Annotated in this window: 15 protein-coding genes and 1 pseudogene; 11 read left to right on the forward strand and 5 right to left on the reverse strand. The window is 66.4% G+C overall.

Translation table 11 applies throughout. From position 1 onward, the window contains the following. The first annotated feature begins 76 nt into the window (after window positions 1–76). Window positions 77–1,498: a pyruvate kinase gene (pyk, locus tag NYE40_RS09150; protein ID WP_043111522.1), complete on the forward strand. Its 1,422-nt coding sequence runs from the start codon at window positions 77–79 to the stop codon at window positions 1,496–1,498. An 877-nt stretch (window positions 1,499–2,375) separates the two neighbouring features. Here the strand turns inward: pyk and NYE40_RS09155 are convergent. Continuing rightward, entirely contained in the window at window positions 2,376–3,242 is an 867-nt protein-coding gene (locus NYE40_RS09155) for an AraC family transcriptional regulator (protein ID WP_101808928.1), read from the reverse strand. Window positions 3,243–3,518: 276 nt separating this feature from the next. Here NYE40_RS09155 and NYE40_RS09160 point away from each other — a divergent pair, with 276 nt between their 5' ends. From NYE40_RS09160 to NYE40_RS09195, 8 genes are all read left to right on the forward strand, one after another. Continuing rightward, complete coding sequence (locus tag NYE40_RS09160; RefSeq protein ID WP_043111524.1) at window positions 3,519–4,823, forward strand: alpha-glucosidase/alpha-galactosidase; 1,305 nt, start codon at window positions 3,519–3,521, stop codon at window positions 4,821–4,823. Window positions 4,824–4,898: 75 nt separating this feature from the next. Continuing rightward, window positions 4,899–5,573, forward strand: a complete 675-nt coding sequence (locus tag NYE40_RS09165; RefSeq protein WP_028599480.1) for a response regulator transcription factor — start codon at window positions 4,899–4,901, stop codon at window positions 5,571–5,573. After that, a complete protein-coding gene (locus NYE40_RS09170; protein WP_228551387.1) occupies window positions 5,570–6,745 on the forward strand; it encodes a HAMP domain-containing sensor histidine kinase in 1,176 nt (391 codons plus the stop codon). The genes NYE40_RS09165 and NYE40_RS09170 overlap by 4 nt, the downstream gene beginning before the upstream one ends. A 107-nt stretch (window positions 6,746–6,852) precedes the next feature. Next, on the forward strand, window positions 6,853–7,662 hold the full coding sequence (racE, locus tag NYE40_RS09175; protein ID WP_028599481.1) for a glutamate racemase: 810 nt from the start codon (window positions 6,853–6,855) through the stop codon (window positions 7,660–7,662). Window positions 7,663–7,750: 88 nt separating this feature from the next. Further along, entirely contained in the window at window positions 7,751–8,656 is a 906-nt protein-coding gene (locus tag NYE40_RS09180) for a M14 family metallocarboxypeptidase (RefSeq protein ID WP_052333377.1), read from the forward strand. A gap of 183 nt (window positions 8,657–8,839) precedes the next feature. Next, window positions 8,840–9,079 (forward strand): hypothetical protein, encoded by a 240-nt coding sequence (locus tag NYE40_RS09185; protein WP_028599482.1) that lies wholly within the window; start codon window positions 8,840–8,842, stop codon window positions 9,077–9,079. A 100-nt stretch (window positions 9,080–9,179) separates the two neighbouring features. Then, complete coding sequence (locus tag NYE40_RS09190; RefSeq protein WP_028599483.1) at window positions 9,180–9,482, forward strand: heme biosynthesis protein HemY; 303 nt, start codon at window positions 9,180–9,182, stop codon at window positions 9,480–9,482. Continuing rightward, window positions 9,472–9,744, forward strand: coding sequence for a DUF1450 domain-containing protein (locus tag NYE40_RS09195; RefSeq protein ID WP_228551390.1), 273 nt, complete (start codon window positions 9,472–9,474; stop codon window positions 9,742–9,744). The genes NYE40_RS09190 and NYE40_RS09195 overlap by 11 nt, the downstream gene beginning before the upstream one ends. 67 nt (window positions 9,745–9,811) lie before the next feature. Here NYE40_RS09195 and NYE40_RS09200 read toward each other — a convergent pair whose 3' ends face one another. Next, window positions 9,812–10,948 (reverse strand): class I SAM-dependent RNA methyltransferase, encoded by a 1,137-nt coding sequence (locus tag NYE40_RS09200; protein ID WP_028599485.1) that lies wholly within the window; start codon window positions 10,946–10,948, stop codon window positions 9,812–9,814. A gap of 116 nt (window positions 10,949–11,064) precedes the next feature. Here NYE40_RS09200 and NYE40_RS09205 point away from each other — a divergent pair, with 116 nt between their 5' ends. After that, the gene (locus tag NYE40_RS09205) at window positions 11,065–11,718 is read left to right on the forward strand and encodes an O-methyltransferase (protein WP_028599486.1); all 654 of its coding nucleotides are present in this window, start codon (window positions 11,065–11,067) and stop codon (window positions 11,716–11,718) included. A gap of 3 nt (window positions 11,719–11,721) precedes the next feature. Here NYE40_RS09205 and NYE40_RS09210 read toward each other — a convergent pair whose 3' ends face one another. Both NYE40_RS09210 and NYE40_RS09215 read right to left on the reverse strand, forming a co-directional pair. Beyond that, on the reverse strand, window positions 11,722–12,507 hold the full coding sequence (locus NYE40_RS09210) for a substrate-binding domain-containing protein (protein ID WP_339279820.1): 786 nt from the start codon (window positions 12,505–12,507) through the stop codon (window positions 11,722–11,724). 122 nt (window positions 12,508–12,629) lie between these two features. Then, a pseudogene (locus NYE40_RS09215) lies at window positions 12,630–12,788 on the reverse strand (LacI family DNA-binding transcriptional regulator); the annotation flags it as partial. Between the two features lie 106 nt (window positions 12,789–12,894). On the opposite strand from NYE40_RS09215, the gene NYE40_RS09220 reads away from it, so the two are divergent. Beyond that, window positions 12,895–16,029: an alpha-amylase family protein gene (locus NYE40_RS09220; RefSeq protein ID WP_339279821.1), complete on the forward strand. Its 3,135-nt coding sequence runs from the start codon at window positions 12,895–12,897 to the stop codon at window positions 16,027–16,029. Window positions 16,030–16,175: 146 nt separating this feature from the next. Here NYE40_RS09220 and NYE40_RS09225 read toward each other — a convergent pair whose 3' ends face one another. After that, entirely contained in the window at window positions 16,176–16,511 is a 336-nt protein-coding gene (locus NYE40_RS09225) for a helix-turn-helix transcriptional regulator (RefSeq protein WP_028599489.1), read from the reverse strand. Window positions 16,512–16,580: the final 69 nt, after the last annotated feature.

Consider the following 16,580-nt stretch of genomic DNA (forward strand, 5'->3'; position numbering starts at 1 on the left):
CTAATCATACTATAGCATGTCGAATCCTGGCGAACAGAAAGGTACAATAGGGGCAGAAGATGAGGAGGCTATTGCTGTGACTCTACGCAAAACGAAAATCGTCTGTACGCTCGGCCCCGCGAGCGAATCGCCGGAAGTGCTCGTCCAACTGATGGAAGCCGGCATGAACGTCGCGCGCATCAACATGGCGCACGGGGAGCTGGAGGATCATGCCGCGCGCATCCGCGCCGTCCGGGAGGCTTCTCGCGTATCGGGAGCCGTCGTGCCGGTGCTGATGGACATCAAAGGTCCGGAGGTGCGGATCGGCAAGCTGAAGGAGCCTTACGTGACGCTCGTGCCCGGCGGGGAGCTGACGCTTACGACCGTGGAGCTCGAAGGCGACGCATCGCGAATCTCCGTCAACTATGCCGGACTGCCGGAGGACGTAACGGAAGGCAGCACGATTCTGATCGATGACGGCCTCATCGAGCTGTCGGTGCTGGAGTCCGGCGGCACGGAAATCCGCTGCCGAATCGTCAGCGGCGGCGCGCTCAAGCCTCGCAAGGGCGTCAACCTGCCCGGCGTGCGCACCCGCCTGCCCGGCGTGACGGAGCGGGACGTGAACCATATCCGTTTCGGCATCAAGGAGCAGGTCGACATCATCGCCGCTTCGTTCGTCCGCAAGGCCGAGGACATCATGGAGATCCGCCAGATCCTGGAGGAGCAGGGGGCGGGCCACATCCAGATCATCTCCAAGATCGAGAACGACGAGGGCGTGGAGAACCTTGACGCGATCATCGAAGTGTCGGACGGCATCATGGTCGCCCGCGGCGACCTCGGCGTCGAGATCCCGGTCGAGGACGTCCCGGCCCTGCAGGAAGAGATGATCCACAAGTGCAACCTGGCCGGCAAGCCGGTCATCGTCGCGACCCATATGCTCGAGTCGATGCAGGTGAACCCTCGTCCGACGCGCGCCGAGGTGAGCGACGTCGCCAATGCCGTCATCCAGGGCACGGACTGCATCATGCTGTCCGGCGAGACGGCGGCGGGCAAGTACCCGGTCGAGTCGGTGCGCCGCATGGCGTCGATCGCCGCCAAGACCGAGTCGCTCGCCGATCACCGCCTGCAGTTCCGCACGCGGCAGGTGCTGCATGCGACGACGACGACCGAGGTGATCAGCCAGGCTGCGGTAGGGTCCTCGCTCGACCTCGACGCCAAGGCGATCCTGACGCCGACGGAATCGGGCTTCACGGCCCGCATGGTGTCCAAGTATCGTCCAAAGGCGCCGATCATCGCGATCACGCCGGAGCCGACGACGATCGCCAAGCTTTGCCTGCTGCGCGGCGTCATCCCGGTGCTCGGCGAGCGCGCGGAATCGACCGACGCGATGTTCGAGTCGGCCGTCGACGGCGGACGCAAGACGGGCCTGCTGCAGGACGGCGACTTCGTCGTCATCTCCAGCGGCGTGCCGACGGGCAAGGCCGGCGCGACGAACCTGATCAAGATCATGCAAGTGTAAGCCGTCTGGCCCGCTCTAAGCGGACACGACGCCAAGATCGGAAGCCTCTTTCGACCGATGCGAGCCTTTGCGGCAAGCGGATGTCGGGAGAGGCTTTTTCTCATGCAGGGTGCTGCGCGAGCCGAGCCTTTTTCCGATTCCACTGGAAGCCGGATGCCCGGATCGCCCTACCTCCGATTCGGAGGCCATCCGTCTTCCAAGAGGACCGCTGCCGCTTCTCCGAAAGGCATCGTCACGCTCCGCTCCTTTCGTCCCGGGTCTGCCCTCCCCTTTTATGGAGTAAAGGAGCCGTCTCCCGTTCCTTGGCAGACGGCAGCCTGGGTCGCCCGCTGCACGGACCAGCTCCGACTCGACGGTCAGGCCAGCTAGCTGGTCGCGCCAGCAAGGTGATCGAGAAAATCGAGTAGCCCATGTGCGGAGAGGGTGCGGAGCGAAGGAAGTTGCGCGGAAAAACCGAGCAACTCGTGTGCGGAGGGGAGGAACGAAGGAAATTGCGCGGAAAAACCGAGCAACTCGTGTGCGGAAGGGGTGGAACGAAGGAAGTTGCGCGGAAAAACCGAGCAACTGGATGCATGAGTAGGGTTGAATCTCTAAATGGCGTTGGAAACCGCGAGTCGTGCGCGAAGCGCAAGCAGATCCTGAAACCGTAGCGAAGTGGACGGGGAACTCGTGGAGAAGCGGCAGCGGTTCCCTTGGAGGCCGGATTCCACCCCAGCTGGGGAATGGGATCAAAGGAATCTGGGCTCCAAGGAGATCGGAACGAGTCCCCGCTCCGCGAAGCGGCAGCAGGTTCCAGCTTAGCTCCCGCTCCGCGAAGCGGCAGCAGGTTCCAGCCTAGCTCTCGCTCCGAAAAGCGGCATCAGGTTCCGGCCTAGCTTCACTCCAGCCCCTGCCGGTAGGCCGTAGGCGACAAGCCGAAGCTGCGGCGGAAATGGCGGGAAAAATAGAGCGGGTCCGCATAGCCGCACGAAGAAGCGATCTGCTCGACCGACAAGTCGGTGGCGAGCAGGTCCTTGGCCCGGCTCATCCGCAGCTGGCCCAGATACTGCATCGGCGACAGGCCGGTGAACGCGCGGAACAGCTTGGACAGATGGGTGCGGTGGTAGCCGAGGCGGCGCGCCAGATCCTGGATCGAGACGGGCTCCGCATAATGCGTCTGCAGCCAGCGCACCGCCTGGTCGACTTGGCGGCGCGCCGCGTCGGAGGAGCGTGCCTGAGGCCGCGCGCGCTCCGGCTGGAGCCGAGCCAGCTCGCAGAGCAGCAGCCGCAGCCAGCCGCCTGCCTCCAGATCGGACAAGGCGGCGCTGCTGCCGCCGGCGAGCGCCTCGCGCAGCCGCCCGTACAGCCGGGAGGCGTCGCCGCAGCCGCGCCCGGCCAGCACCGGGCTCGACGGATCCAATCCCGCCGCCGCCAGCATCGGCAAGACCGCATAGCCGCGGAAAGCGACCCACTCGTACGTCCACGGCTCCTGCCCGTCCGCTTCGTAAAAGAACAGCTCGCCCGGAAAGATGACGAACGTATCGCCCGCTTCCAGCCGATGCTCCGCATCCCGCCAGCGGAACAGTCCGCGCCCGCTGGCGACCGTATGGACAAGCGCGTAATCGTGGATGCCGGGACCGTTCCGGTGGCCTGGCAGCGGACTGCCCTGGCCGCTGAACAGCACGTAGAGCTCCCCAGCCGAGGCCTCGCTTGGATTGTCCCACACTTGGAACGAGTAATGGTCGGGCTGTGCCGGCGTCTCCATCTTTGTCCCTCCGAATCCGGCCTCCCGGCCGAGCCTAGTTTCCTCTACCGTAGCCGAAAAGAAGACATCTGTCCATGGCTTCCCTTCATCCGGCCCTATGCTCCGCCCCGGCGATTCCGTAAGATCGAGTGGAGCGGCAAAGCGGATGCGCTTGCCCTGGAACGCGCTTTCACGAAGCGCAAATCCGGGCTCGGCCCGAAGCGGGCATCGCGGTGCCCGCAGGCGCCGGCCGCGAAGCCGCAGCAAGACAATCATGAAGGTCAGGGAGGCTGGATCATGAAAGGGAAAATCACGTTTCTAGGAGCGGGCAGCACGGTATTCGTCCGCAACGTGCTGGGCGATGCGATGCTGACGCCGGCGCTGCAGGAGTTCGAGCTGGCGCTGTTCGACATCGACGCGCAGCGGGTGAAGGAGTCGGAGCAGCTGCTCGGCGCGATCAAGCGGTCGAGCGGCAGCACCTGCGAGATCAAGGTGTACGCGGACCGCAAGGAAGCGCTGCGCGGCGCGAAGTACGTTATCAACGCGATCCAGGTGGGCGGATACGAGCCTTGCACGGTGACCGACTTCGAGATTCCGAAAAAGTACGGCCTGCGCCAGACGATCGCCGATACGATCGGCATCGGCGGCATTTTCCGCAGCCTGCGCACGATTCCGGTGCTGGAGGGCTTCGCGGCCGACATCCGCGAGGTGTGTCCGGACGCGCTCTTCCTCAACTATACGAACCCGATGGCCGTCCTGACGAACTACCTGAATACGTACGGCAACGTGCGGACGGTCGGGCTCTGCCACAGCGTGCAGGTGTGCGTGCCGCATCTGTTCCGCGACCTCGGCCTCGATCCGGCCGGCGTCAAGACGCGGATCGCGGGCATCAACCATATGGCGTGGCTGCTGGAGGCGACAAGGGACGGCGAGGATCTGTACCCGGAGATCAAGCGCCGCGCGGCCGAGAAGCAGAAAGAGAAGCACCACGACATGGTCCGCTACGAGCTGATGCTGAAATTCGGGCACTACGTGACCGAATCGTCGGAGCACAATGCGGAATACCATCCTTACTTCATCAAGAGCCGCTATCCCGAGCTCGTCGAAACATTCAACATTCCGCTCGACGAATACCCGCGCCGCTGCGTGGAGCAGATCGCGAACTGGAACCGCCAGCGCGACGAGCTGCTCGGAAGCGCGGGGCTCGAGCATGAGCGCTCGCATGAATACGCCTCCTACATCATGGAAGCGATCGAGACGGACGTGACGTTCAAGATCGGCGGCAACGTCATGAATACGCACGGACTCATCCCGAACCTGCCGCGGGAAGCGTGCGTCGAGGTGCCTTGCCTCGTCGACCGCGGCGGCATCCAGCCGTTGCAGGTCGAAGCGCTCCCGCCGCAGCTGGCCGCGCTCAACCGGACGAACATCAACACGCAGCTGCTGACGCTTGAAGCGGCCGTCACGCGCAAGCGCGAGCATATCTACCACGCGGCGATGCTCGATCCGCATACGTCGGCGGAGCTGTCGATGGACGACATCGTCTCGCTGTGCGATGATCTGATCGAGGCGCACGGAGACTGGCTGCCGGAGTACCGCTGATTCCGCGAGTCCAACTTCCGTTCACATTGGCGGGGTAGACTAGGGGCATCAGCGAGATAAAAAGGAGAATGCTGCATGCCCCATCTGCTCATCGTCGACGACGACCGCCATATCCGCGAGCTGGTCGTCCATTTCATGGCTAAGGAAGGCTTCGACACGACGGAGGCGGCCAGCGGGTCGGAGGCGCTGGCGCGGCTGGAGGATCGTCCGGCCGATCTCGTCATCCTCGATCTGATGATGCCGGGCATGGACGGCTGGGAGCTGTGCCGGCGGCTGCGCGAGGACAGCCGGGAGCTGCCGCTGCTCATGCTGACCGCCAAGGGCGAGACGATGCATAAGGTCAAAGGCTTCGAGCTCGGCACCGACGACTATGTCGTCAAGCCGTTCGATCCGCCGGAGCTCGTCGCCCGCGTCAAGGCGCTGCTCAAGCGCAGCCGGATCGCCTCCTCCAGGCAGGTCAAGGCGGGAGCCGTCACGCTCGACCGCGAGACGTACACCTGCCGGATCGGCGGCCGCGAGGACACGCTGCCGCGCAAGGAGTTCGAGCTGCTGTTCCGGCTCGCCAGCTATCCGGGACGCACGCTGCCTCGCGAGCAGCTGCTCGAGCAGATATGGGGCTACGACTACGAGGGCGACGAGCGCACGCTCGACACGCATATCAAGCGGCTGCGCGACCGGCTGGCGGACGGCTCGGGCGTCGAGATCCGCACGATCCGCGGCCTCGGCTACCGGCTGGAGGAGCGGCCGTGAGTGGACGGGAGCGCGGCGCCCCGGCGCGCGGCGGAGGCGCTGCATCCGGCATGGCCAGGCGGGGCTCGCCTGCCAGGCAGCCGGCAAGCTGGGGCATGCGGATCAAGCGGGCCGCTCTCGTCGCGGCTGTGCTGGCCTGGATCGCCCTTTGCTGGACCGCCTCGTTTTATGCCATCGACCTCTCCGGCTGGACGCCGCCGCCGCTGATCGCCCATCTGTCCGCGACAGCGGGAGGATTCCTGCTGTTCGGATTGTCGATGGCGATCGTCGGCCGCTTCATGCACGAGCGCAACATGGAGCTGTTCAAGGCGATCTTCGACGCCTTGAGCCGCATCGCCCGCGGCGACTTCACCGTCCAGGTCATCCTTCCCCGTCCGCATGACAGCGGCGACGAGTTCAGCCGGCTCGTCCAAGGGATCAACGACATGGCGGCCGATCTTGGCCGGATGGAGACGATGCGGCAGGACTTCATCTCCAACGTCTCGCATGAGATCCAGTCGCCGCTCACCTCGATCCGCGGCTTCGCCCGCGCGCTGCAGGACGAGCAGCTGCCGCAGGAGCAGCGGCGGCGCTATCTGGCGATCATCGAGGAGGAAAGCGAGCGCCTCTCGCGCCTGTCGGACAACATGCTGCGCCTGGCCTCGCTCGACTCCGAGCATCATCCGTTCCGCCCGGCGCGGCTTCGCCTCGACGCCCAGCTGCGCACGGCCGCGCTGTCGCTCGAGCCGCTCTGGAGCGCCAAGGAGCAGGAGCTGGAAGTCCAGGCCGGAGCGCTCGAGATCGAGGCGGACGAGGACCTGCTGCGCCAGGTATGGACGAATCTCATCCACAACGCGGTCAAGTTCTCGCCGGAGCGGGAGCGCATCTCGATCTCGCTCGTCCGCGAAGGCGACGAAGCGGTGGCGACGGTGTCCAACACGGGCGCGCCGATCCCGCCCGAGAGCCTGCCGCATTTGTTCGAGCGCTTCTACAAGGTCGACAAGTCGCGCACCCGCGAGGGCGGAGGCAGCGGCCTCGGGCTCGCGATCAGCCGCAAGATCGTGGAGCTGCACGGCGGCTCGATCGCGGCCGGCAGCGACGAGGAGGGCGGCACGGCGCTGACCGTGCGGCTGCCGGTCCGGCTGCCGCCGCGGGACGGCTCCTCCGCGCCGGATGGGCGTCCGCCTGCTTGAACCGACTCTAGCAATCCGCTAAGATGAAGGTACGTTCGGCAGCCCGGATTCATATGCTGTCTTAGCGAATAGCTGACGTCAATTCGTTCAAGGAAAGCGGTGTGTACGTGCAAAGACCGATAGCCATCCTAGATTCCGGAGTGGGAGGCCTGACTGTCGTGCGCGAGGTGATGCGGCAGCTGCCCCGCGAGAAGGTCATCTACTTCGGAGATACCGCACGGACGCCGTACGGACCGAGGCCAGCGGAGGAAGTGGTCCGGTTCACGGATGAACTCGTAACCTATCTGATGCAGTTCAAGCCTAAAATGATCATCATCGCCTGCAACACGGCGACGGCCGTCGCGCTGGAGCACATCCGCAGCCGCGTCGACGTCCCGGTCATCGGCGTCATCAATCCCGGCTCGCGGGCCGCGATCAAGAGCACGAAGTCCGGCATCGTCGGCATCATCGGCACGATCGGCACGGTTCGCAGCCAGGCGTACGAGGAAGCGCTCAAGCGCCTCAACCCGAACATCCATGTGGCCAGCCTCGCCTGCCCGCAGTTCGTTCCGCTCGTGGAGCAGGGCAATTTCCGCTCCGAGCAGACGTTCGAGACGATCCGCAGCTCGCTGGAGCCGCTCAAGGAGATCCCGCTCGACACGCTCATCCTCGGCTGCACCCACTACCCGTTCCTCGCCGACACGATCGGCGAGGTGATGGGGCCGGGCGTGAAGCTGATCAGCTCCGACAGCGAGACGGCGCGGGAGATGAGCGCGATCCTGCAGGAGACCGGCAAGCTCGCCTCCCAGCCGGAGCTGCCGGTGCATCAGTTCTTTTGCAGCGGCGATCCCCGCCTGTTCAAGCGCATCGCCCAGCAGTGGCTCGGCGAGCAGATCGAGCTGACGCCGGTCGTCTGGCAGATCCCGCAGATCGGCTGAGAGCTATCCCCGTCCGCGCAGCGGACGGGGATAGCTGCGTTTGCGGCCGCATATACATCTCTAATCGGATTCGGAGGAGGGGAGCGGCATGGCAAGGACCGGCAAGATCGTGCAGGCGCGGCCGTACGGCCCGGCGGAGCTGGACGAGGATCTGGCGGCGCTGCAGCTGCGCTATCCGGAGCTGCAGCGCCAGCCGGCGGGCGCGAGCGTCATGGGCAAGCGGCTGGAGCTGCTGCGGATCGGCCGCGGGAGCCGGCATGTGCATCTGAACGCTTCGTTCCATGCAAACGAATGGATCACCAGCCTGGCGCTCATGAGGTGGACCGAGGAGCTGCTCGAGCGGCGCGCCGCCGGCGTCGACCCGGCAGACGGGCTGTCGCTCTGGCTGCTGCCGATGGTCAACCCGGACGGCGTGGAGCTTGCGCTGCGCGGCGTGCCGGAAGGGCATCCGTACGGGCGCCAGCTGCTGGAGTGGAATAGAGGCAGTGCCGACTTCAGCGGCTGGAAGGCCAACATCCGCGGCGTCGACCTGAACGACCAGTTCCCGGCCCACTGGGACGAAGAGCGCAGGCGGCGGGGCATGGAGGGACCGGGACCGCGCGACTACCCGGGCGAAAGCCCGCTCAGCGAGCCCGAGGCGCGCGCGGCGGCGGCGCTGACGGAGCGGGAGTCGTTCGACGTCGTCGCCGCCTTGCATACGCAGGGCGAGGAGATCTACTGGAACTACAGGGGGCTGGAGCCGGCCTGCGCGAGGGGCATGGCCGAGCGGCTCGCCCGCGCTTCGGGCTATGCGGCCGTCGAGCTGGAGGGCAGCGACGCCGGCTACAAGGACTGGTTCATCCAGCGCTTCCGCCGGCCGGGCTTCACGATCGAGCTCGGCTGCGGCGCGAACCCGCTGCCGCTGGAGCAGCAGGACGACATTGTGGCGCGTCTGCGTCCTCTGCTGGAGGAGCTGCTGCGGCTGGCCCGCGAGGAGGATGGACCGGCGCGGTAGCGGAGAAAGGATCGCCGGGCGGTGGATAGCGGCATGCCGGACGGCTGGATGTCGGCTTCCGCCGCGGAACGGGAGAGCCTGCGGGCTCTCTTTTTTCCTTTCGCAACCTCGGGGAATCTCTATTCGTATAAGGGAAGGCCGGTTTAAAAGCCTGCTGCGCCGGCGAAGCTGAACCGAGGAGGAATGACGATGCGCAAGCTGCTCTCGCTTCGCCATTGGAAGCATGTATTCGCCCGGATCTTCCGGATCCTGCGCTCGCGGGACGTGAAGCCCGTCCACAAGCTGCTGTTCCTGGTGCCGGTCGCGCTGTACTGGGTGCTGCCCGACGTCATGCCGTTCATGCCGATCGACGACATCGCCGTCACGATGCTGGCCGCCGAGGGCTTCACCCGCTGGATGGAGGGCAAGTATCCGGCGGGTTGAAGTTTCGACGGGCTTTCTATAAAATGATAGAGACGAAAATCGACGAGATTCCCCCGCCCGGCAGGCGGATGGATGACATAGACCCAAGGAGGATATCCCGATGAACTGCAAGATCACCCGCAACGCCGCCAAGATCCTCAAGGCGGAGCTGGACAAGCCCGAGCACGAAGGAAAGTTCCTGCGCGTCTACATTACGCATGCGCACGGCGACCACGCGCATTACGGCCTCGGCATCGACGAGCGCAGCGACAAGGACGAGCTCGTCTCCACCGACAAGGAGATCGACGTGCTGCTCGAAAAAGGCGTCGACCTGCTCGACGGCGTGAAGGTCGACTACCTGTATTCTCCGGAGGAGGGCTTCGTCGTGACGAACCCTGCCAAGGGCAATCACGGTGACCACTGAGACGCTGGAAGCTCCTCTCGGGACGGAAGAGCCGACCTCGCTGAACGACATCCGCATCTGCGACAAATGCAAGTTCACCCGCGTCAAGACGCTGCTGCCCAAGCTGCAGAAGCTGGACCCGGAGGCGGACATCAAGGTCGGCTGCAAGTCGTACTGCGGCCCTTGCGGCAAGCGGGCGTTCGTCTTTGTCAACGGCCGCTACGTGACCGCCCCGACCGAGGACGAGGTGCTGGAGAAGGTCAAGCCTCATATCAAAAAATAAAACCGGCGCCGCCGGCGGGACGCTTCAGGTCCTGCCGGCGGGAGCCGGTTTTTTTGGGGATCGGGGTCTAGCCGCGCGGAGGCAGCGGGCCGAGGTACTGGTACAGCTGGCATTCGATGCGGCCGTTGAACAGCTTGCGCTTCTTGTCCGCCGAGCGGCCGTAGCTCTGCTCGAACGTCTTGGACGGGCTGAGGGCGAAGACGGACCAGTCCTTCTTGACGGCGTCGATGAAGCCGAGCTGCCGGATGACCTTGTCCGCTTCCTTCTCGGTGCCGAGCCGCTCGCCGTAAGGCGGGTTCGTAATGATGCACCCGTACTTGCCGGCCGGCTGCACGCGCGCGATCGGCAGCGTCTGCAGCTTGATGTCGCGGGCGAAGCCGGCCTTGCGCACGGCCGCCTCGGCGACCTCGATCGCCTCCGGGTCGATGTCGGAGCCGGCGATCTCGAGCGGGACGTCGTCGCGGACGGCGTCCATCGCCTCCTCGCGGGCGAGCTCCCAGCGGCGCTGGCCCATGATGTCCCAGCTGCTGCTGTTGAACTCGCGGCGCAGGCCGGGGGCGACGTTCCAGCCGATCATCGCCGCCTCGATCAGGATCGTGCCGGAGCCGCAGAACGGATCGTACAGCGGCCGCGACGGATTCCAGCGGCTGAGCAGCACCATCGCCGCGGCCATCGTCTCCTTGAGCGGAGCCTCGGTCACGAGCTTGCGGTAGCCGCGCTTGTGCAGGCTCGCTCCGGTCGTGTCGAGCGTGATGAGCGCGACGTCGTTCAGCAGGCTCACCTCGATGACGTAGCGGTCGCCGTCCTCGGAGAACCACTCGGTTCCGTAGCTGTCCTTCATGCGCTCGACGACCGCCTTTTTGACGATCGACTGGCAGGCGGGCACGCTCGACAGCTGCGATTTTTGGGAGCGGCCGTTCACCGGGAATTCTCCGTTCTCCGGAATCCAGTCCGGCCAGTCGATGGCGCGCACGCCCTCGAACAGCTCCTCGAAGGTGAGGGCGGGGAACTCGGCCATCTTGACGAGGACGCGGTCGGACGTGCGCAGCCACAGGTTCGCGCGCGCGATGTCCTCCAGGCCGCCTTTGAAGGTGACGCGTCCGTTTTCGGTCTTCGCCTCGCTGTAGCCGAGGTCCTTGAGCTCCCGGGCGACGACCGCCTCGAGGCCCATGGGAGAGGTTGCGATCAGTTCAAGCTGTTGCATCGGTTTGCGTTCACTCCATATCCGGCCGGGGCGTTTGTGTCTCCCGGCCTGTCATCATACAATCAAGTATAGGCGATCGTACCGATCCAGCACAACGAGGAAGGCAGGAACGAACCATGAAAGAACGTTTGCTTGGACCCGAAGAGATGGAGCGCTACATCGAGGAGCTGTTCCCCCCCGATCCCGATCTGCGCCGGGTGCTGGAGGGCATCCGCGAGCGCGGCATGCCGGAGATCTCCGTGCCGACCGGCTATGGCCGGCTGCTGACGCTGCTCGTAGCGATGAGCGGAGCGAGCCAGGTGCTGGAGATCGGCGCCCTCGGCGGCTACAGCGGCATCTGCCTGGCGCGCGGGCTCGCTCCGGACGGCAGGCTGACCTCGCTGGAGCTGCTCTCGGAATATGCGGAGCTGGCGGCAGCGCATCTGGAGGCGGCCGGCTTCGGCGGCCGGACGGAATACCGGGTCGGCGACGCGGGAGACAGCCTCGAGGCGCTGAAGGCGGAGGGCCGGCGCTTCGGCTTCTTTTTCATCGATGCGGACAAAGGCGGCTACCCGCGCTATCTGGACGCCGCGATCGAGCTGGCGGAGCCGGGCGCGGTCATCGTGGCCGACAACACGCTGCTGCGCGGCCGCGTCGCCGATCCGGCGCGCACCGGCCCGTCCGTGCTCGCAATGCGGGAGTTCAACCGCCGCCTCGCGGAGGACCCGCGGCTAGCGGGCACGCTGCTGCCCGCCTATGACGGGCTGGCCGTTATGCGCGTGAAAGGCTGACGGTCAGGTGCTCGCGCGCAGGACGAGCTCCGGCACGAGCCCGACGCGCTCGACCGGCGCGGACGGTCGCGCGATGCGGCGCTCGAGCGCCTCGACGGCGCGCTGGCCGAGCTGCTCCTTGCCGAGGTCCATCGTCGTCAGCGGCGGACGCGTCCAGGCCGAGCCTTCGATGTTGTCGATGCCGGCGACGCGGCAGCGGCCGGGGACGTCGACGCCGCGCTGCAGCAGTAGCTTGAGCAGCTCGGCGGCGATGTCGTCGTTGGCGCAGACGAACGCGTCGGGCAGCTCGTCCGGGCGTGTCCGCGAGAGCCGCGCCTGCAGCGTGTCGATCCATTCGCGCGAATAAGGGATCGTCCAGCGGCGCAGCTCGCCGTCTTTGCGCTGGGCGAACGTCTGCTCCAGCGCCGAACGGCACCCGAGCCAGCGCTCGCGGAAGCTGACGGAAAACCGGTCGCTCCCGACGAAGACGAAGCTGCGGCAGCCGCGGTCGAGCAGCAGGCCGCTGATCATGCGCGCCGCCGCGATGTTGTCGTTGGCGACGCTGTCGAGTCCGGAGAACGGCTCCTGATGGTCGACGAGCACGACCGGGAGGGCCGTGCGCTTCATGGCGGCGAGCTGCTTCAGCGGAAACGAGCCGACCGCGAGGCCGCCTACGCAGCGCGTCCGGTCGAGGTAAGGCGGCAGGATGTCGGAGACATGCCCGTCGTCAAAGGGAGCGAGCACGACGGCGCCCCACCCGTGCAGGCGGCATGCCTCCTGGATGCCGCCGAGCACGCGCTGCCAGTACATCGGCTCCTCCTGATGGATGCGGGACATCCAGACGACGATGTAGCGGCCGTCGGCATCGCCGGCGGCCGACGGCCGGGCGAGAGCCGAGTCGTAGACGGCGGCCCCGAGCGGGGGCGGGACGAAGGCGCCTCGTAGCCCATCGCGCGGGCCGTCTCCATGACCCGCTGGCGGGTCGCCTCGCTGACGCCGCCTTTGCCGGCGAGCGCCTGGGAAACCGTATATTTGGATACATGCAGCCGATCGGCGATCTGCTGCATCGTCACTTTTCCTCCTCTTGACATCGCATCATGCACCCTCTAAAGTTTGGTTGAAATTCGGATGCTTTTAGCCTAACAAACCTAACGATTTCAAGCAAGCCAAACTTTTGCATAGAGAGGAAGTTGGTTCATGGCGACATGGCTGGCATTTTACGATGGAGGCTTTCCATTCCCCGGGGTTCGCCCCGAGCCGGAGCAGCTCGCGGCGCTGAGCGGCTCCGTCGCGACGGCGGAGGAGCTGGCGGCGCGGCTCGAGACGGAGCGCCCGGAGGCGCTGCTGCTGCTGCACGGGCCTTATTTCCCCAAGGCGGCGTGGCCGGCGATTCTGGGCCATCTGCAGCGCGGCGGCGGCCTCGTGACGATCGGCGGCATTCCGCTGCGCGTTCCGGTCGCGGCGACGGATAGCGGCTGGAAGGAAGAGCTGGAGCAGACGAACTACCATCAGGCGATCGGCATCCACGAAGCGCTGCGCGCAGACGTCTCCAAGGTCGTCCGCTGGAAGGCGTCTTCCGCGATTCCGCTGCTGGACGGCGCGGAGGAGCTGTTCGACGGGGCGCCGACCTACGGCCTGGCGCTGCATGTGACGCGCTCGCATGACCATCCGGGCGAGAACGGCTCGGGAGGCCCGATGGACGCCCACATCTACCCGCTGCTGACGGGCGAGGACAAGGACGGCCGCGAGCGCTGCGCGCCGGTCGTGCTGCTGGAAAATACGAAGGGCGACTTTGCCGGCGGCCGCTGGATCTTCGCCTGCCGCGAGGCCGGGGCAAGGTTCTGGGCGGAGGGAAGGGGCGCCGAGGCGCTTGCCGCCTGGGGCGACTATGCCGCGCGCGGCGTGACGGAGTGGTGGCTCAAGCCCAACTACGCCTGCTACGAGCCGGGCGAGAAGCCGGTGCTGACGTTCCAGCGCCAGCGCCTGAACGAGCGCGCCGACGGCGCGTGGCGCGTCCGCTACGAGGTGAGCCGCGAGCGCGGCGGCGCGCGCGAGGTCGTGGCTGGAGGCGAGCTCGAGCTTGCCTCGGGCGCGCTGGCCGACTATGAGCGCATCGCGCTGCCGATCGCGGCGGAGCCGGGCTACTACCGGATCGACGCCGAGCTGACGGCGGCGGGCAGCGGCGAGAAGCGCCGCCTCGTGCAAGGCTTCTGGGGCCGCGACGAGGCGCTGCTGCGCGAGGGCGGGATGCTCCAGGCGGGCCGCGATTATTTCGTCAAGGAAGGACGCCCGCTGCCGATCGTCGGCATGACGTACATGACGAGCGACGTCGCGCGCAAGTACCTGCATCTGCCGAACGCGGCCGTCTGGGACCGCGACATGGAGCAGATGGCGCGGGCGGGCATCAACCTGATCCGCACCGGCCTCTGGACGGCGCTGCGCAAGATGGCGTTCGTCGACGGCCATGTGAGCGAGGAGATGCTGCGCGCGGTCGACGCGCTCATCCTGACGGCGAAGCGCCACGGCCTCGAGCTCGTGTTCAATTTCTTCGCGTTCACGCCGGAGCTGTGGGAAGGGGACAACCCGTACCTCGACCCGCGCAGCGTCGAGGCGCAGAAGCGCTTCCTGACGGCGATCGTCTCCCGGCACAAGGACAGCGCTCATGTGCACTGGGACCTCATCAACGAGCCGACGATGTTCAACCCGGCGAAGCTGTGGAACGCGGCGAGCACGCTGCGCGACCGCTTCGAGGTCGCCGCGTACCGGCAGTGGCTGCAGGAGCGGCACGGCGACATCGGGACGCTGCAGGAGCGTTGGAACATGTCGCCGCTCGACCTGCCGTCGTTCGAGAGCATCCTGCCTCCGCTGCCGCAGGACATCGGCTTCTCCACGACGGAGCTGGTCGAGAAGCGCAGCGGCCAGTGGCTCGACTACCTGCTGTTCTCGCAGGATATGCACAACCGCTGGGCGTCGGAGCTGCGGGCGGCGATCCAGGCGGTGCAGCCGAAGCAGCTCGTGACGGTCGGCCAGGACGAGGGCCTGCAGGCGCAGCGTCCGTCCCCGCTGTTCTACGAGCAGGCGGTCGACTACACGACGGTCCATTCCTGGTGGAAGAACGACCAGCTCGTGCTGGACGGCGTCTTCGCCAAGACGCCGAACAAGCCGAATGTCATCCAGGAGACGGGCATCATGTACGTCGAGACGCCGGACGGCTTCGCCAAGCGCACAGAGGAAGAGCTGCATGCGATCCTCGAGCGCAAGTACGCCTACGCGTTCTCGACGGGCGGAGCGGGCGCGGTGCAGTGGATCTGGAACATCAACTTCTATATGCACAACGTGAACGAGTCCCATATCGGGGCGCTGCGCGCCGACGGCACGGAGAAGCCGGAGGCGGACGTCTCGTACGACTTCGGACGCTTCATCCGCGAATGCGGGCATCTGTTCGAGGACCGCAAGCTGGAGGAGGTCGCCGTCGTCTATCCGTACAGCAGCGATTTCTCGAACCGCTCCAGCGTCGAGGAAAGCACGTCCCGCCTGGCGCGCTCGCTTGCGCATCGGATGAACGTGCCGTTCCGCTCGCTCGGCGAGTACGGGCTCGACATTTTGCGCGATCCGTCGTACGAATCGCCGAAGCTGATCCTGCTGCCGTCCGCGCATGCGCTGAGCGACGAGGCGTTCGCGGCGCTGACGGACTGGGCGGAGCGGACCGGCGGCACGCTGCTCGTCACCGGCCCGCTGTCGCTGGACGCGTACTGGCGCCCGACGGCCCGCGCGCGCGGACTGATCGGAGCGACGGCCGTTGGCAACGTCCGCCGCGAGGAGGCGCTCGAGCTGGACGGCGAGCTGCTGCCGGTCGGCTTTGGCGGGGAGGGCATCGCGCGGCTGAGCAAGGAGTCGCCGCTCGGCGAGGACGGCCGCCCGGCCGCCGCGGCCAAGCTGCATGACATCGCGCTCGGCCAGGGCCGCCTGCTCTGGTGCCCGCTGCCGCTCGAGCTGGCCGAGAGCTGGATGCCGCTCGAGGCGGTATACGACATCGCGCTGGAGGCAGCCGGCGTGGAGCAGGAGCTGCTCTGGGAGCAGGGCGGCGAGCTGGCCGGCGTCTACGGCCGCAAGCTGCAGTTCAAGGACGGAGCCGTCTTCATCTTCGTCTCCGAATACGCGCTGGACGCGGACATCCGCGTCGTCGATCCGGCGACCGGCACGTCGTATGCGTTCACCCTCGAAGCCGAGCGCTCCGTGCTGTTCGCCGCCGCCAAGGACGGCTCGCTCGTGAGCGTCTACCGTCCGGACGAGGTGCAGGTGCAGGCGCGCGCCGCGGTTTCCCGGGGCTGAGGCGCCTCCCGCAGAGGAGGGCCTCTGCCAGGGGCTACGGGAGCGGCGGCGTTTGTTGGACGGGCCGCCCGCCGGCGTGCGCAGCCGACATCAAAAAGGGGGCAGCCCCGCGGTCCGAATCGGATCGCGGGGCTGCCCCCTTTTGATTATTCCTTTTCCTTGAAATCCACGATCGGGCGGATCACCTGGGAGATAAGCCGGATCTTCTCGGGCGAGCAGCCCTCCAGCATCTCCATGATCTCGCCGCGCAAGAAGTCCTGGGAGGAGCGGTTCGCGCCGCTCAGCAAGTATTCCGGCGTCTCCTCGAGGACGACGCACAGCTCGGACAGCCGGTCGAGATTGATCGGCGTCCGGCCTCGCTCGATCTTGCTGATGTAGGCGTTGGACACGTCGAGCTGCTCGGCCAGCGCTTCCTGGGTCAAGCCCTTTTCCTCGCGAGCCCTGCGGATCCGCTTGCCGATTACGGAGTAGTCATAAGCCATGTCTTCGATCACCCTAATCCAAACTATAGCAACGTTGAACGCCGCCTTACATGGATCGGGATTCCAATT

The sequence above is a fragment of the Paenibacillus sp. FSL W8-1187 genome (assembly GCF_037965485.1).
GTDB classification, from domain to species: Bacteria; Bacillota; Bacilli; order Paenibacillales; family Paenibacillaceae; genus Paenibacillus_O; species Paenibacillus_O pasadenensis.

What these genes read in the sequence shown, in the direction of transcription:
- NYE40_RS09200 (WP_028599485.1), bottom strand. Translation starts at nt 10,948, where the DNA reads ATGCAACAGCTTGAACTGATCGCAACCTCTCCCATGGGCCTCGAGGCG.
- NYE40_RS09160 (WP_043111524.1), top strand. Translation starts at nt 3,519, where the DNA reads ATGAAAGGGAAAATCACGTTTCTAGGAGCGGGCAGCACGGTATTCGTC.
- NYE40_RS09190 (WP_028599483.1), top strand. Translation starts at nt 9,180, where the DNA reads ATGAACTGCAAGATCACCCGCAACGCCGCCAAGATCCTCAAGGCGGAG.
- NYE40_RS09165 (WP_028599480.1), top strand. Translation starts at nt 4,899, where the DNA reads ATGCCCCATCTGCTCATCGTCGACGACGACCGCCATATCCGCGAGCTG.
- NYE40_RS09225 (WP_028599489.1), bottom strand. Translation starts at nt 16,511, where the DNA reads ATGGCTTATGACTACTCCGTAATCGGCAAGCGGATCCGCAGGGCTCGC.
- NYE40_RS09180 (WP_052333377.1), top strand. Translation starts at nt 7,751, where the DNA reads ATGGCAAGGACCGGCAAGATCGTGCAGGCGCGGCCGTACGGCCCGGCG.
- NYE40_RS09220 (WP_339279821.1), top strand. Translation starts at nt 12,895, where the DNA reads ATGGCGACATGGCTGGCATTTTACGATGGAGGCTTTCCATTCCCCGGG.
- NYE40_RS09210 (WP_339279820.1), bottom strand. Translation starts at nt 12,507, where the DNA reads ATGTACTGGCAGCGCGTGCTCGGCGGCATCCAGGAGGCATGCCGCCTG.
- NYE40_RS09185 (WP_028599482.1), top strand. Translation starts at nt 8,840, where the DNA reads ATGACGATGCGCAAGCTGCTCTCGCTTCGCCATTGGAAGCATGTATTC.
- NYE40_RS09155 (WP_101808928.1), bottom strand. Translation starts at nt 3,242, where the DNA reads ATGGAGACGCCGGCACAGCCCGACCATTACTCGTTCCAAGTGTGGGAC.
- NYE40_RS09205 (WP_028599486.1), top strand. Translation starts at nt 11,065, where the DNA reads ATGAAAGAACGTTTGCTTGGACCCGAAGAGATGGAGCGCTACATCGAG.